Annotated in this window: 18 protein-coding genes; 4 read left to right on the forward strand and 14 right to left on the reverse strand. The window is 61.2% G+C overall.

The features are described 5' to 3' along the window. The first annotated feature begins 96 nt into the window (after positions 1-96). From ACFVUS_RS12425 to ACFVUS_RS12435, 3 genes are read left to right on the forward strand one after another with little or no spacing between them, the layout of a single operon-like run. Complete coding sequence (locus ACFVUS_RS12425; RefSeq protein WP_387764361.1) at positions 97-528, forward strand: hypothetical protein; 432 nt, start codon at positions 97-99, stop codon at positions 526-528. 37 nt (positions 529-565) lie between these two features. After that, on the forward strand, positions 566-823 hold the full coding sequence (locus ACFVUS_RS12430; RefSeq protein WP_387764363.1) for a hypothetical protein: 258 nt from the start codon (positions 566-568) through the stop codon (positions 821-823). Between the two features lie 51 nt (positions 824-874). Then, complete coding sequence (locus ACFVUS_RS12435) at positions 875-1111, forward strand: hypothetical protein (RefSeq protein ID WP_387764365.1); 237 nt, start codon at positions 875-877, stop codon at positions 1109-1111. Between the two features lie 119 nt (positions 1112-1230). On the opposite strand, the gene ACFVUS_RS12440 is transcribed toward ACFVUS_RS12435, so the two are convergent. The 8 genes from ACFVUS_RS12440 to ACFVUS_RS12475 form a co-directional block, all read right to left on the reverse strand. Continuing rightward, complete coding sequence (locus ACFVUS_RS12440) at positions 1231-2277, reverse strand: DUF4185 domain-containing protein (RefSeq protein ID WP_387764367.1); 1047 nt, start codon at positions 2275-2277, stop codon at positions 1231-1233. A gap of 81 nt (positions 2278-2358) precedes the next feature. Then, positions 2359-2973: a hypothetical protein gene (locus tag ACFVUS_RS12445; protein WP_387764370.1), complete on the reverse strand. Its 615-nt coding sequence runs from the start codon at positions 2971-2973 to the stop codon at positions 2359-2361. 3 nt (positions 2974-2976) lie between these two features. Beyond that, positions 2977-3756 (reverse strand): hypothetical protein, encoded by a 780-nt coding sequence (locus tag ACFVUS_RS12450; protein WP_387764372.1) that lies wholly within the window; start codon positions 3754-3756, stop codon positions 2977-2979. A gap of 11 nt (positions 3757-3767) precedes the next feature. Beyond that, positions 3768-3962, reverse strand: a complete 195-nt coding sequence (locus ACFVUS_RS12455) for a hypothetical protein (protein ID WP_387764374.1) — start codon at positions 3960-3962, stop codon at positions 3768-3770. A gap of 152 nt (positions 3963-4114) precedes the next feature. Beyond that, entirely contained in the window at positions 4115-4480 is a 366-nt protein-coding gene (locus ACFVUS_RS12460; protein ID WP_387764376.1) for a hypothetical protein, read from the reverse strand. Further along, positions 4480-4803: a hypothetical protein gene (locus ACFVUS_RS12465; RefSeq protein WP_387764378.1), complete on the reverse strand. Its 324-nt coding sequence runs from the start codon at positions 4801-4803 to the stop codon at positions 4480-4482. The genes ACFVUS_RS12460 and ACFVUS_RS12465 overlap by 1 nt, the downstream gene beginning before the upstream one ends. Positions 4804-4806: 3 nt before the next feature. Beyond that, positions 4807-5016, reverse strand: coding sequence for a hypothetical protein (locus ACFVUS_RS12470; protein ID WP_387764380.1), 210 nt, complete (start codon positions 5014-5016; stop codon positions 4807-4809). Between the two features lie 52 nt (positions 5017-5068). Beyond that, a complete protein-coding gene (locus ACFVUS_RS12475; protein ID WP_387764382.1) occupies positions 5069-5902 on the reverse strand; it encodes a DUF1906 domain-containing protein in 834 nt (277 codons plus the stop codon). 123 nt (positions 5903-6025) lie between these two features. Here ACFVUS_RS12475 and ACFVUS_RS12480 point away from each other — a divergent pair, with 123 nt between their 5' ends. Further along, positions 6026-6757 carry a hypothetical protein gene (locus tag ACFVUS_RS12480; RefSeq protein ID WP_387764384.1) on the forward strand — a complete coding sequence of 244 codons (732 nt, stop codon included), beginning with the start codon at positions 6026-6028 and terminating at the stop codon, positions 6755-6757. A gap of 37 nt (positions 6758-6794) precedes the next feature. On the opposite strand, the gene ACFVUS_RS12485 is transcribed toward ACFVUS_RS12480, so the two are convergent. Genes ACFVUS_RS12485 through ACFVUS_RS12510 form a run of 6 tightly spaced genes read right to left on the reverse strand, consistent with a single transcriptional unit; the run spans position 6795 to position 13261 of the window. Beyond that, on the reverse strand, positions 6795-7358 hold the full coding sequence (locus tag ACFVUS_RS12485) for a hypothetical protein (RefSeq protein ID WP_387764386.1): 564 nt from the start codon (positions 7356-7358) through the stop codon (positions 6795-6797). Between the two features lie 3 nt (positions 7359-7361). Then, positions 7362-7901, reverse strand: a complete 540-nt coding sequence (locus tag ACFVUS_RS12490) for a hypothetical protein (RefSeq protein WP_387764388.1) — start codon at positions 7899-7901, stop codon at positions 7362-7364. Position 7902: 1 nt separating this feature from the next. Then, positions 7903-8436, reverse strand: coding sequence for a hypothetical protein (locus tag ACFVUS_RS12495; RefSeq protein WP_387764390.1), 534 nt, complete (start codon positions 8434-8436; stop codon positions 7903-7905). A gap of 17 nt (positions 8437-8453) precedes the next feature. After that, entirely contained in the window at positions 8454-10487 is a 2034-nt protein-coding gene (locus tag ACFVUS_RS12500; RefSeq protein ID WP_387764392.1) for a hypothetical protein, read from the reverse strand. A 3-nt stretch (positions 10488-10490) separates the two neighbouring features. After that, complete coding sequence (locus ACFVUS_RS12505) at positions 10491-12899, reverse strand: phage tail tape measure protein (RefSeq protein WP_387764394.1); 2409 nt, start codon at positions 12897-12899, stop codon at positions 10491-10493. Further along, positions 12899-13261 (reverse strand): HK97 gp10 family phage protein, encoded by a 363-nt coding sequence (locus ACFVUS_RS12510; protein ID WP_387764396.1) that lies wholly within the window; start codon positions 13259-13261, stop codon positions 12899-12901. Before ACFVUS_RS12510 ends, ACFVUS_RS12505 begins: the two co-directional genes overlap by 1 nt. Between the last annotated feature and the right edge of the window lie 3 nt (positions 13262-13264).

Genomic DNA, 13264 nt, shown 5'->3' on the forward strand with positions numbered 1-13264 from the left:
TCCGGGGTGCGATACGCATTGCACATGATCAGCTAGACATCAGCTCGTCACAGGAGATGACACATGCAAGCTCGGTCAAAGGTTGTCGCCGGTGCCATGGCGGCCGGATTCTTCTTCGGCATCGCGTGCGGCGTTGCGAAGGCAGATGGGGATACGCAGTACTTCAACATCGGTGGATTCAACTGCTCCATCACTGGTGCCGGTGTCGTCGGCTGCGACGTGAACCCGGCCGCTTCGGTGATGTACGTCAGTCTCTCCGGCCCGCAAGGACAGCAGTTCCCGGTGCCGTACGTGCCCGCCGTGATCATCGACAACGGTTCATGGCCAGCACACCCTGAGTGGTCCGGCGGCAACGCGCACACCTTGCCCGGCGGCAACCCGGCCCTGCCATTCAGCGGCGACAACTTCACCCCGGCCCGGATCGATTACGCGGGCGCGACGTGCACCCAGGGCTACCGCGGCGCGGTTCAGTGCACGTCGATGGGCCACCAGTTCAACTTCAACTCCGGTCAGGTCTCCGGCAGCTGAAACCACGGAACATCGCTGAGTCAAAGGAGATTCGGTCATGGAAGAGGTCAAGTACGTCCCATTGATGGAGCCCCGCCGATTCCGACTCGGGCGATCTGACAAGACCATCGTTGAGACGCAACTCATCGGCCTGTGGAAGGTCTACGAGACCGACCCCGAAAAGTTCAGGCGCGGTGACAACCTGGTGGGCTGGAAGGTTCGACTGGACAACGGCCGAGAAGTCTCGGTGGCCGAACTCATGTACGAATGGGGCGAGACGACACTGAGCACCCCCGATATCAACGGGGCCGACTGATCACAAACGGTTTCTTGCCTGGAAATCCGTTGCCTCTCATAGACTTTGGGCATGGGTAAGCAATACCGACACAGCGTGCTGCACATCTACTATTCCACCACCCACATGGATCGTTACCTGGATGGATATCCACCCGGCAATAGGCACGCCCCGATTGATGAGCACATGCAGGAGTGGACAACAGCTGGATGGGAGCTTTTCTCAGTGACGCCAATTGTTGCGTCAATCGGAGCCGGTGCCGACACGCACGCTTTTCTGTTCATCTGGCAATGGCCCACAGGTAATTGATGGATGCACCAACACGAAAAACCCTGCCAGGCATGGCGTCCCGGCAGGGTTTTTCTGGGTAATCGACCAGTGCCGCATCATTGGATGACTCGGTAACCAGTCGCACGGATGCTATCGGATCAGGCGCTGAGCCCGGTCCACTGCGTTGCCACGTACGGTCGCGCACCGACTGTCCCGTTCCACTGGCTGATGATCAGGCACAGGTTCGAGGTGGAAGCGCTTCCTGGATGGATGTAGCCGCCGTACAGGTTGGGCTGCTGCGGCTTTCCCCAGTGAGCCGGGGGCCAGGTGTTGTTGCCGACGACTTGGATCTTCTCGGCCGACCAGGTGCCGGTAACCGAGCTGGCGGTACGGGTCTTGATGGAATAGTCCGTGCAATCGAGATAGCTCATGACCCAGGTAGAGCCGATCTTCTTCACGGAGAACTCGCCAAGGTCGTTGCCGCTGGCGAAGATTGGCGTAGCCGCCAGGGTCGAACTCCAGCCCCAGGTACTTCCGGTCTTGTGCCAGTTCTCGACGCTGGAGAACGTTCCGTTGTAGAAGTTCGTGGTGGTCATGCGCCACAGGATGATCTGCGAGTTGTCTGCGTTGAAGTTGTGCGAGCCGTTCCATGCCTTGCTGAAGATGTAGACGTACCCCGAGTCGATGCCCGCGAAGGTCCACATCTGATACAGGGAACCGTTGTGTCCCCGGTGCTCTCCGTCCCACTGGGTGGAGAAGTCGGTCCAGGTGTCCCCGTAGTCATCGGAGTAGGCCACCCCGGCGAAGCGCGAGCCGTCCACCGATGAGTTGCCTCCGACCCAGGTGTCTACCGATGTGTACTGGAGGAACGTCCGGCCGTTGTACTCGATGCAGTCGTTCGGGATGCGCGAGACTTCGTAGCCGTATCCGTTGTCCGCGTAGTGGTTGTACGAAAATAGCTGGGCCGCTTGCGGGTTGGGCTCTGCCCACGTGAACGAGATGGGAGTGTTGCCCGAGCTGTCGAAGGTGCCCTGGTCCAGCATGACCGGCGATCCGATGTAGTTGCCGCCCTGGTCCAGCCCGTCCCAGCTGTCACCCCAGACGTAGCCCCAGGTCGAATCGTGAACCCGCGCGTAAGGAATGCACAGGTCTCCAGATCCGACGCCGTAGTACTCGGCCGAGTCTCCGCTGTTGTCGCACAGCATTGTGCCACTCTGACTCATGAGGGTGTTCCTATCTTCAATGCACCACGGATGAATTCCCGTGGGAGGCTTGCTATCCGGCGCTCAGGCCGAGCAGTGGAATCCGAGCACCGGCAGCGATGACGCCGCGGTGACGAAGGTTGGAGTCGACGGGAGGGCGCCGGAGACCGATGCGACTTGCCAGCCCGCAAGACCGGTGGTGCCGAGCGCGATTGCCGACGTGCTGAAGCTCATGCCGCCGTTGGGCGGGTGCACGAAGTGAATGGCGGGATTACCAGAGCCGGACTGGGTTACGGCTACGACCATGTACATCTTCCCGTACTTCAGCGCCTGGGCTGTGCCGAGCGTGTACGTCTTCACGCCGGTGCTGGTGCTGGCCTGGGTGCCGCCATCGCTGAGTAGGGACGCGCTCATGGCGTTGTTCGTGTCGAAGGTGACCGAGTAGAGCCCGGCCCTGATGACCGACGTGACGCCGGTGGCAATGACGTTGACCGCCAACTGGTCCACCGTGCAGTCACGCGCTGGCACGATGAGCGTCCCGTACATCAGGTTCAGGGTCATGGTGGTCTGGATCGGCGAAGCGCCTGGAGTCCGGACCCATTCGCCGTTCTTGCACTGGCACATCAGGCCGAGCGTGTTCGCCCGGGTGATCTGGTCATTGATGTTCGAGGCTGGCGCGCCGAGATCCTGCTGAGCCATGGGCTAGCCGATCACTACGACTCGGTACGTGCTGGCGGTCGGCGCGGTGGCGAATGCCAGGGTGACCGTGTTCGTAGTGGCGTTCGTGGCGTCGGCCCAGACCTGCGCGCCGGTGGAGATCAGATAGACGCACACAACCACATCCTGAGTGCCCAGGTTGTGCGTGATGGTGTACGAGGTGGCCGACGTGCTGAGCGTCTGGGCATACTTCTTCGGGACCACCGAGAAGTCCACGCCGATACCGGAACCGCCCACAGTGATGCCGGTTGTGGCCACCGCGCTGACGACGTTCGAAGCGATGTTGATGCCATTACCAGCGGTGTACGTAGTGCCGCCGCCCACCTGAGCGAAGGCAAGGCTGGTGGTGCCTACGGTGATCGGGTCATTGGTGGTCAGAGTCCAGGCGGTATCGGAGTTGGCCGTGCCTTCCGAGACGAAAAACGCTGCGTTGGCAGTCAATTCGCCGGTCACTCCATCGACGGCCCGTGTCAGCGCTGAGCCTGAGCCGTTGAAGACGTATACGCCGTTCTCGCTGGCGGTGGTCTGGTTCTTTAGCAGCACGCGATCAGAGGTGTTCAGGGTGACGCCATCGATACTTGTACCGGGGCCGGACACCGTGACGTTCGCAGTGGATGCCACCCGGACATGCTGATGCCAGGCAACGCCGTTGATCAGGTTGTCCACGTAGTTCTTGGTCGCCGCGTCGGTGGAAACCGAAGGGTCAGAGACGTTTTGGATGCGCTGGCTCTGTAGGTCCAGGCCGTTCATGATTTTGTAGGCCATCGTCTTGCTTTCTAGGTGTAGCTCACAGAGCCGGTTGCCGGGGCCGCGAATGTGACCACGATTTGGTTGGCGGACGGCAGGATCACGTCAGGCTGGATCTCGGCTCCGGTGGCATCAAGCACCATGACGGAGAACGGATTACGGCCCAGGCCGGTGTTGATGGTCCAGGTGGCCGCCGGTGAGCCCTGCGTGTAGACGTAGCCCACTGAGCCGGCCGGACCTGGTGGGCCAGCTGGACCCGCTGGGCCGGGGCTGGCAACGACGAAAACACCTGAGCCAACCGGGGGTTGAAGGTGTACCTGCGGTGCGGTCGGTGCCTGGACGTAGATCCGGCTCCCGTTGCTCAGTGTCGGCATCGTCAGCTCACCCGTGTAACCGTTCCGGACATCCAGAGATCCGGCGCTGTGCCGTTCCCAGACTGATCGAGGTAGACCTGAACGAGGCAGCCGTCCGGAACCCCCGCGTTCTGCGAGACTGTCAGCGCCCAAGAGATATTCGGCCCGGTCACAGTGGCCGCGTAGCTGACCGAGAACGCCGGATTCGGTGGCTGATCGGTGAAGACGATGCTGGCCGTGGTCCCGGCGGGCCAATCCTCTAGTACGCCATTGGCATCCGTGCGCGTGATGGTCGGCCGCCACACTGAGCCCTGCTTCAGCTGGACCCAGACCGGTAGCGCGCCGTCGCCTAGGACAACCTGGTTCGTGAGGTTGCTGGCCGGAGGCATCAGCCCCATCCCTTCACGGCCGCTTCAACTTCTGGCGGCATCGGGGGCAGCTCAGGCACGGACTTGATGTATGCCACCAGCCCGGCCACCACCTTGCGCAGGTTGGTCAGCTCGGCTTCCTTGGCCTGGAGCATGGCCAGCGCCATCCCCTGAATGATCTGGGCCGAGCTGACTTCGGAGTTACTCGCCGCGGCCTGTGACTGATCAGCCTGAGCCTGAAGCTGTTTGCGCTGGGCGCGGTGCATGAAGACGAACTGGAGCCCGCCCACACCGACCACGCTGGCCAGGATGTAGGCGAGATTCGTCACCAGAGCGCCGTCCATGGATCAGCCCTTGCTGACTGGCTTGACCTGCGTCCGAGCGACTTCCGTGGCTCCGCCCACCAGGATCAGCCCGGCAATAGTGCCCACGAGGTTGCTCGTCAGGGTGTCCAGGTGGCCCGTCGCCACGAGGTAGGTCAGAACCAGACCGGTGATTGTGTAGCTGGTCGCCCGCAGCGGCTCGTTGCTCCAGGCAGACTTCAGGAATGCAAACATCTCACGACTTCTTCGAATAGGAGTTCTTGCCTCGAATTGATCCTATCGAGGACTATGCCGACTTCTTTTCTGTCTCAGTGCGCTTCAGCAGTTCCGCGAGCGCTTCGACAACGGTTCGATTGCCGAGCATCTCCCACCGCTTCCCGTCAATGCCGAAGTGCTGCTGCCAGATATCCCACACGCGGCCATCCGTGGTACCGGGGTCCGGAATTCCGGTGTCCTTCGGGGTGGGGGTCGTTTGTGGTGCGGACTCCCCTGCCAGGTGGATATTCCATTGCCCGAAATCAGGCTTACGGACTTCGTTTACGTCGCACTCACAGCCGCCAACCCAGGCATACCCGAGGTCGTTCCGCTGATAGAGGTGCACGGCGTCGAAGACCTGTCCGCCGGACCAGGCGAAGGTCTGCCAGAGGTAGACGGCCGGGTTCCATTGGTGGACACGCTGACACACATAGAACGACCCGTAGACGCCGACCGACTGGACGCCCAGGAAGTCAATGCAGGCTTGCAGATAGGCGTTGATCTGGTCCTGCTGCTCCGGCGACGCGTCGAAATCCGCGCTGAAGTAGATGACCGCGTTGTCCGGGCCGCCACACGCCTTGTGCTGAGCCCATGCAGCCCGAGCGTCAGCGTGTCCCCCGTCGTACCCGCGAAGCATCATCTCGGCTGTGGTTTCCCAGTTGGAGACCAGCGCCTGATCCGAATCGAGGTAAGACTGAGCCTCATCGGGCAAAAGGAGTTTCCCGGGTAGGCCAGAGCCGCCATCGGACAGATAGCGCACGATGCCGGAATAGATGGAGTTCTTGACGGCGGGGCCATACGGTCGGCTGGCGGCGTCGAGAATCAGCGGGAAGCTGTAACCATTGGGAATGAACATATCGACCATTTCGAGTTCCTCTCGCAGGTGAGAGTACTCAGTCGGTGGACAGCGATTCGCCAGCAATCAGACCACTGGGTATGCATTGACATACGGCTTGCGCCTGCCGTTCGGCCGCCCGACACTCGATACATGTCAGCCGGATCGTATGAGAGCCCAGCCGCGCAGTACGGATCAGACGCCGAGAGATACATCGCTTTGGATGCCAAGATTGATGATCTATTCGCCAAGTACAAAAGTACAGATCGATTGCCAGACCGCGGCCTTTTCGAACTGCGCGGCTTCATCGCATCCCTTGGCCTGCATCCGAGGAAATCAGAGGAGCACGCAATTTTCCGAGGAGCCCTCGGCTATGAGGTCAGGTTGGACTTGATCGAAGACCTCCACGGTCGAGCGATATACCTCAACGAACGCAGGGCGATTGACAAAATAGGGTTGAAATCACCTCCTCTCGAAGCGATTGTTCAACTCGCTTCACTTCCGATTCTGAGCCTGGCGATTCGAAACCTGGCCATGTACCCCGAGAAGATTGGAGCCTATTTCCCTTCTGCGATAGCAGGTTTCGTGAAGGGGCTGACTGCGCTCGAAGACGCGAAGCGTGAGCTGAAGGAGGCCAAAGCAGCTCGAAAAGCCGAGCTGGAGCAAGACGTTTCCGCCGAAGAGCTGCGCCTAAGGCAACAGATGAAATCCCTTAGACTCGAGTTTGAGGATGAGATAAGAGCTTCGAAAAGACGGAGGTACGAGATTCAGCTCCAGCTCGCCAGAGAAGAAGATGACCAAGCTCGGGCCGAACTCAATTCCCAGCTCACGCGAGCTGAAGATGTGCTCAACTATCAGATTCAGCTATATAGAGACCTTTGGTGACTGCGACCACTGAACTTGATTACCATAAGAGCTTCATTCACACGCTGGAGGTCTGGCCGCCTACCCATACGATCGAAAAGAACGATGCCTCACCGTGGTTGGCGGCGTAGTTGGTGGCCGTCGACAGCGAGCCGCCGGAGTTGTGCCAGCCCTCCATCTGCACCCAGTCGCCCGATATCGCGCCGATCAGCGTCCCCATATTCAGCGAGCAGTTCAGCGGCGATCCGGCCGGGGTGGTGGGAGCGGGTGAGCATTCCAGGCCGATGATGGTGGCGTAGTTGGTCCTCCAGCGCATGGCCCGGACGCCGGTTGCGTTGCCCGCGTAGTTGACCGAGCCGGACAGGAAGTACCAGCCCATCTGATTGAACGTGTATCGCCCTGTGGCCGCGTTGAATCCGCCCTCCGAGTCCGAATCGGTGGTGTCGTAGGTGATCGCGGTCCAGGTGCTGTTGCTCAGGGTGGTGGTGGCGCTGGCTTGGTGTGCGAGCAGCAGCGGCCGGGAGCTGGTTAGCCAGCTGATGCCGTTGGCGTGGTTGGTGAGATTCGCCGCGGTGAGTAGTTCGCTTGTGGCATAGACGTGTTGGGTCGGGAAGGTGCTCACGGCCTAGCCTCCGAAGTAGATGACATCGAGGTATGGGCGCTCGGATGTGGCACCTGAGTTGTTGGTGCTGACGGTCGCGCCGGTGTCCTGGAAGGCTTGCAGCTCCAGCTTGTCTGCCTTGGCCATGTAGACCATGCGCGAGATGGCTACGCCGGGAACCGAAGCGCCGTCGCTGGGGTACTGGTGCGAGGTCATTCCGGCAACCGGTGTCCCGTTGATGACGAGCCGGACGGCCGCGCTGACGCCAGCGATGGACTGTGCGGAGAAGACGACGCAGCCCATGATCATGTACCAGCCGGTCAGCTGAGCCGTGTAGATGTTGTTCGTGGTGCTCCAGCCTGACGCGTTGTCGATATCGACCGTGCCGAGCTTGATCTTCGTCCAGGTCTGGTTCGGCAGGGACGTGGTGCCCGAGCCGCCATCGTGGATTGCCGCGATCGGCCTGCCGCTGAATATGGCCGTGATGCCGTTGGGGATGTTGTTCAGCCCGGCCGCCGTGACCGTCTGTCCCACATTCCATGTCGGCTGAACGATGGTCGCCATATCAGCCCGCCTTGATCAGTAGGAGACTCATATATGTTGTCTCGCTGCGTGTTTGGCTGTTGAAGGGCTGGTAGTTCAGGATCGTGTTCATGGTGCTGTTCTGGTCCTGGAAGCCTTGGACCTGCATCTGGTCGCCGTTCATCATGTGCAGCAGGATGTTCACCTCACCGCCGTGGACGATGGACGGGGCCGCCGGAAGGATCGAGGTGCCCACTACCGCGGTGGTGTTCAGCACGAGCCGGGTTCCCCGGTTGCCGCTGCTGGGATTGAGCCAGGGCCAGGTGATGTTGCCGACGATGTAGTACCAGCCGGTGGTGCCGCAGTGGTAGGTGCCTTGGGAGTCCAGGCCGTTGTCTGCGTCGACCTCGACGGTATCGAATGCGATTGTCGTCCAGGTGTTTTGCTGCACGGTGGTCGTGTTCAGCGCCTGCCGGGCGTAGCAGTGTGGCAGCCCGGTGTTCAGGAAGTTCACGCCATCGCGGAGTTGGTTCAGGTCTTCGGCCTTCACGATGCCGTTGGTGGCGAAGGTCGGCATTACGGGAATGGTTGCCATCAGAATCCCAGGACGTTCGAAGAGTTGTTCAGGACGGAGCTGCCCGCCAGATCGGTTGTCAGATAGGTGGTTGTGTCAGCCGGGGATAGGTCCATGCCGATCGTGAACGAGGTGGGGGTGATGGTGTAGCTCAGCGACTCCACCCAGACCTTCATGTTCACCGCGTTTCCGCCGAGCGGAGTGTGTTGGATGGTCAGCATCTGGTTCAGCTCCAGCGCGCTCAGTCCGGCGGCTCCGGTGACCAGGCTCATGATGTTCTGGTTCGATCCGGCGTCCAGCACCACTTGCTCAATGCGGGTGGTCGGCGCGCCGTAGCGCTGAGAGATGAACTGCGCCTGGGCGAAGCAATGATTATCGGTGAGCACGCCTTCGCCGGTGATCTGCTTCGACCAGACGCCGAACTGTGCCTGGGCGGTGGTGTTGTTGACTACGAACGTGTTCCCGTTGGTCCGGCCGACCTGCGCTTGCGTGGCCAGCTGAGACGTGTCGTAGGACAGCGCCAGCCCGCCCACCGGATAGTTGGTGCCGTCGCCGATGGTGAGCGATGAAGCCTTATTGAGCCGGCCCGACCGCGGTGAGAAGACCAGCTGGCCGTCACCCCTCGAAAAGACCAGCCCACCTTCCCATTTCGCGGCATTGATGATCAGCGTTGCCGCATCCGATCCACCTATCTGAGCCTCTTGGAACGTGGTGTTGCCGGTGCCCAGCGAGGTGAACTTGCTGCCATAGCCCGCCAGGGTCATCAGCGATTGAATGCGGGCGTCGGTCTTCTGCCCTGACCAGCCGTTGATCATCGCGTTGGGCAGGTTGGTGGAGCTGCCACCCGAGAAGGCTCCGGAGGTGATCAGGTTGCCCGAGAACCAGCAGACTTCGGAGATGGTCCCCTGGAAGCTGTTGCTGGCGTTCTGATTTGCCGCCCAGAGTCCACCGATGGCCATGTTTGTGAGCTGGTCCCAGCGCCAGCCGAACGAAGTGTTTCCCGAGTTGATCACCGCAATGCCCTGGTTGTCGATGCTGGCGTACATCGTCGGAACCAGGCCGTCTGGCCGTTGCCATGAGGGCTGTCCGGCGGTGGGGGTGGATAGCTCGATGCTCAGGAAGTGCGGGTTACCGTCTGCGATCTGTGCATTGAACTCCAGGTTCAGTATCGCGTTGTCCTGGTCTACGACAACCACCTGAAGGTTCCCGCGCGGAGTGACCAGGAAGAAGAGCTGCTCTGAGAAGGTGTGTGTCGCGTTGTTGCCGCCGCTGTCCAGAAAGGCCAGGAAGCTCATCGCGTTGTAGTTGGTCGCCAGCGCCGGGCGGGTCTTGGTTTGAATCGTCAGACACAGAGTCCACGGAGCGGTAGGGAATGCGAAATACGTTCCGTCCCTTGGGATTTCCATCTTTACGACGCTCATGCTGGACGGGTAGCCGTATCCGGGATTAGTCGGCGTGAAGTTCGCACCACCGGAGCCTTCGAGCCCTGGCGCTGGATTCGGGTAGGGGCTGTTGCCGAAGGTGACCTGTTGATTCCCTCCGAACGTGGCGATCTGACCGTTCTGAACCCCCAGCGTCTTTTCGGGGGTGAAGGTTCCCATGGCGCTGGTCATGGGCCACCAGTTGTTCACCGGCCCTTGCTGGTTGATCATCTCTTCCGCCAGGGGCAGGAAGGTCTTCTGCTTCAGTGCGCCGAAGATGTCGACAGCCCCCAGTGCGGAGACCTGCCAGTTCCCGGCATCTCGGTACGCTTGCGGCCAGCGCTCGACGTATCCGAACCAGATCGTGTTCGTGAAACTTCCGTTCGTGCATATGATCCGAATACCCTTATACAGCAGCACATTTGGGAAGTACGGGCTGCTGGCGTTGGTCGGGTCGAATCGGCCGTCTCGGTTCTCCAGCTGGATCTTCAGCGTCCCCGCGCGGGGCTCGTCCAGCTCGTATTGCCTGCCTCGTTTGGCTTCGATGGCCTGCACGTACGCGGTGACATCGGTCCAGGTCGACCCGCTGAAATTGATCTGCACCGAGATGGTTGCCCAGAAGCTTCCGGCCACGGCTCAAACTCCAACAGTCAGGGAGCCGGAGAAGCCGAGCGTGCCGCGCTGCTGCATCCGCAGGAACTGACTCCAGAGCTGTTCTGCGACAGCCTCCATGCCGCCTTGGCCGAACACTGAGCCGCTGACGGTCAGGTGGTAGTGCACTTCCCCGCCTCCGCCGCTCAGCACTCCGGCCCGGCCGAGTCCGCCGCCGACACCGCCGCTCAGTCGCATATTGGCGGGGTTCGTGGCGTCGGTCAGCTGGTCACTGACGAGCCCCTTTGATGATGCGATACCGGCGGCGATGCCCTGCATGATCGGGACGCCCACGCCGACGTTGAACAGCAGTGACGGGGACTTGATGCCGAGTGCGCCGAGTGCTGCGTGATAGATGCTGGACATGGCACCAGTCACTGCGCTGATGGCCGCGCCGATGGCGGACTGGATGCCCTGGATCAGACCCATGATCAGGTTGTAGCCCGCGCCGAGAAAGCCTGGGACGAAGCCGAGCACGGTGGCGATGGCCTGCGCGCCCATGGCGGCCAGCCGTCCGGCGACTTCTGGAATGAGCCGTTCGACGCCCGAAATGATCTGGGCGACAGCTTCTATGGCTCGTTCCTTCAGCTGGTCGAAATGTGCTCCCGCGTACTCGATTACCGAAGAGAGCCCGGTCAGCTTCAAGGCAGCGCCGCCAAGGATCTCAATCAGCCACGCCAGCGCACCACCGAGACCGGCCGTCGAGTTCTTCAGATCGTTGAAGTGGCGAACGATGATGATGATTTCGATGACCAGGGCGGCGATGATCAGGATGACCCAGGTAATCGGATTCGCGAGCATCGCGACCGTCCACGCCCAGGTTGCCGCCGCCGCTTCGAGCAGGGCCGGGACCACGGCTACTCGAATCGTGGTGCCAAGAGTCCGCAACCCCCCGATTGCCGACTCACCGGCGACGACGGCCAGGCCATACGCCCACCGCGCGGTTGCGGCCACAGCTTCCACAATCGCCGGAATCAGTGTCAGGCGAATGAAGTTCGCGAGCGCGGTGATAGCCACATCCAGCTTCAGCGCGGTGGCAAGCGTCCCCAGGCTTCCGATTAGGCTGCCAATCTTCAGTATCAGGTTGGCCATCGCCGCGGCGGCCAGCACCCCGAGCGCGATGCCGAACAAGTCAGCCGCGGTCTTGTTGTGGTCCAGGTAGTCCGCGAACCTCACGAGTGCGTCAGCCACCTTGGTCACAGTCGGTAGCAGGTGGTCACCCATCTTGATAGCCAGGTCTTGAAGATCAGCGGATAGCTGCTTGGACTTGAAGCCGAGTGTCTCGGTCACGTCGCCCCAGCCCGTTACGTCGGTGCCGCCGGTGTGGAATGCCTCAGATACCTTGTCCACGTTGGACTTGAAGTCATCGAGGTTCTTGCCGGTCAGGCCGAGGATGACGCCAAGGTTTCGAGAACCGCCCATAGCATCACCTAGTGCTGCAACGTACGACTGAATCGCGGTGGGAGCCTTGCCCATCGCCACTGCGAAGTCGTCAAGGTTGCCCTTGCTTTTCTTCAGCGCTGTTTGCAGGTAGACCAGGCCATCTTCGCCCAGGTGGTCCTTAATGGCTTGCTGCACAGTCGAAATCGCGCCCACCAAGCCTTCAGGCGATGCAAGCTGCTGCTGGAATTGCTGAACATTGATACCGAGCCCTTTGAGTTCGGCCGTCATCTTCGGGGTATCCCCGGCTAGGTGGTTGATCGCGGTGGACAGCAGGGTCTCGGCCTGCGCGCCCTGCATACCCTCACGGGTCAGGGTGGCCAGCGCACCGGCGGTCTGGGAGAAGTTCAGCCCGAGCGCATAGGCGGTCTGATCCACGCGGCCCATGTTCTGAGCGAGTTCCTGCATGGTCGTGCCGGAGAGCGCGAGCATCTCGCGGAAGGCGTTGCCGTAGCTGGTGGCCTCCGAGGACTTCGCACCGTAGTCGTGCATGGTGGTGACGAGTGCGCGGGTGGTATCGGTGAGGTCGGCCTGGTCTTCAATCGAGAGCTGAGCGGCCGTGTGCATGATGGTGGAGACCTGATCCCACTGGTAGCCCTCCGAGAGCACGTAGTAGGACGCGTTCGCCAAATCCGTTGCACTGGTGGCTACTTGGGTCGAAAGCTCTTCGAATTGCTGCCCGAGTTCCTGTACGTGCGCCTTCGGCAGATCGGCCGCCGTGACCAGGTGGGTCATTGCCGTCTGGAATTCCGTTGCGGCATGGACGGATTCGGCCGCGAACACACCGACCGCGGCGACTGTACCCACACTCAGCGTGGTTGCGAGCCTGGACATTGCCGCCGCTGTCGCTTCACCCCTATTGGCCATGCCGAGCAAGGCGACTTCAGCCGACTTCATCACCGAGAAGAACGCGCCAGCCGTCGCCCCCAGGCTCACCATCACCGGAATGGCCATTACGCGAACCTCGCTAGCACCTTGGCCTGCGCCTTGGCGAAAATGTCGGCCATCTGGCCTTCGATCACGCTTCGCGCCGGTGCCATGTACGGGCTCAGGGCTTCGATCTTGCCGGAGTACCGGAACACCGGTGAGCCGTGCGGACCTACCGACAACTGGAACGAGTGGTGGCCCGTCTCGCGGATACGCCGGGAATTCGAAATGGACTTCTTCAGCCGCCCTGTAAGCACCGGTACTTGCTTGCGCGCGGAGCTACGAATCTGGCGGCCAGCCTCACGGATCGAATACATGCAAGCCCGGTCTACCTGCTTTTCCATGTACTCTTCGGCAGCAAGGAATGCGGCAATGTCAACTCCGAACATTTC

It is taken from the genome of Nocardia sp. NPDC058058, from assembly GCF_042885355.1.
GTDB lineage: Bacteria > Actinomycetota > Actinomycetes > Mycobacteriales > Mycobacteriaceae > Nocardia.

What these genes read in the sequence shown, in the direction of transcription:
- ACFVUS_RS12425 (WP_387764361.1), top strand. Translation starts at nt 97, where the DNA reads ATGGCGGCCGGATTCTTCTTCGGCATCGCGTGCGGCGTTGCGAAGGCA.
- ACFVUS_RS12430 (WP_387764363.1), top strand. Translation starts at nt 566, where the DNA reads ATGGAAGAGGTCAAGTACGTCCCATTGATGGAGCCCCGCCGATTCCGA.
- ACFVUS_RS12435 (WP_387764365.1), top strand. Translation starts at nt 875, where the DNA reads ATGGGTAAGCAATACCGACACAGCGTGCTGCACATCTACTATTCCACC.
- ACFVUS_RS12440 (WP_387764367.1), bottom strand. Translation starts at nt 2,277, where the DNA reads ATGCTGTGCGACAACAGCGGAGACTCGGCCGAGTACTACGGCGTCGGA.
- ACFVUS_RS12445 (WP_387764370.1), bottom strand. Translation starts at nt 2,973, where the DNA reads ATGGCTCAGCAGGATCTCGGCGCGCCAGCCTCGAACATCAATGACCAG.
- ACFVUS_RS12450 (WP_387764372.1), bottom strand. Translation starts at nt 3,756, where the DNA reads ATGGCCTACAAAATCATGAACGGCCTGGACCTACAGAGCCAGCGCATC.
- ACFVUS_RS12460 (WP_387764376.1), bottom strand. Translation starts at nt 4,480, where the DNA reads ATGCCTCCGGCCAGCAACCTCACGAACCAGGTTGTCCTAGGCGACGGC.
- ACFVUS_RS12465 (WP_387764378.1), bottom strand. Translation starts at nt 4,803, where the DNA reads ATGGACGGCGCTCTGGTGACGAATCTCGCCTACATCCTGGCCAGCGTG.
- ACFVUS_RS12470 (WP_387764380.1), bottom strand. Translation starts at nt 5,016, where the DNA reads ATGTTTGCATTCCTGAAGTCTGCCTGGAGCAACGAGCCGCTGCGGGCG.
- ACFVUS_RS12475 (WP_387764382.1), bottom strand. Translation starts at nt 5,902, where the DNA reads ATGGTCGATATGTTCATTCCCAATGGTTACAGCTTCCCGCTGATTCTC.
- ACFVUS_RS12480 (WP_387764384.1), top strand. Translation starts at nt 6,026, where the DNA reads ATGTCAGCCGGATCGTATGAGAGCCCAGCCGCGCAGTACGGATCAGAC.
- ACFVUS_RS12490 (WP_387764388.1), bottom strand. Translation starts at nt 7,901, where the DNA reads ATGGCGACCATCGTTCAGCCGACATGGAATGTGGGACAGACGGTCACG.
- ACFVUS_RS12495 (WP_387764390.1), bottom strand. Translation starts at nt 8,436, where the DNA reads ATGCCGACCTTCGCCACCAACGGCATCGTGAAGGCCGAAGACCTGAAC.
- ACFVUS_RS12505 (WP_387764394.1), bottom strand. Translation starts at nt 12,899, where the DNA reads ATGGCCATTCCGGTGATGGTGAGCCTGGGGGCGACGGCTGGCGCGTTC.
- ACFVUS_RS12510 (WP_387764396.1), bottom strand. Translation starts at nt 13,261, where the DNA reads ATGTTCGGAGTTGACATTGCCGCATTCCTTGCTGCCGAAGAGTACATG.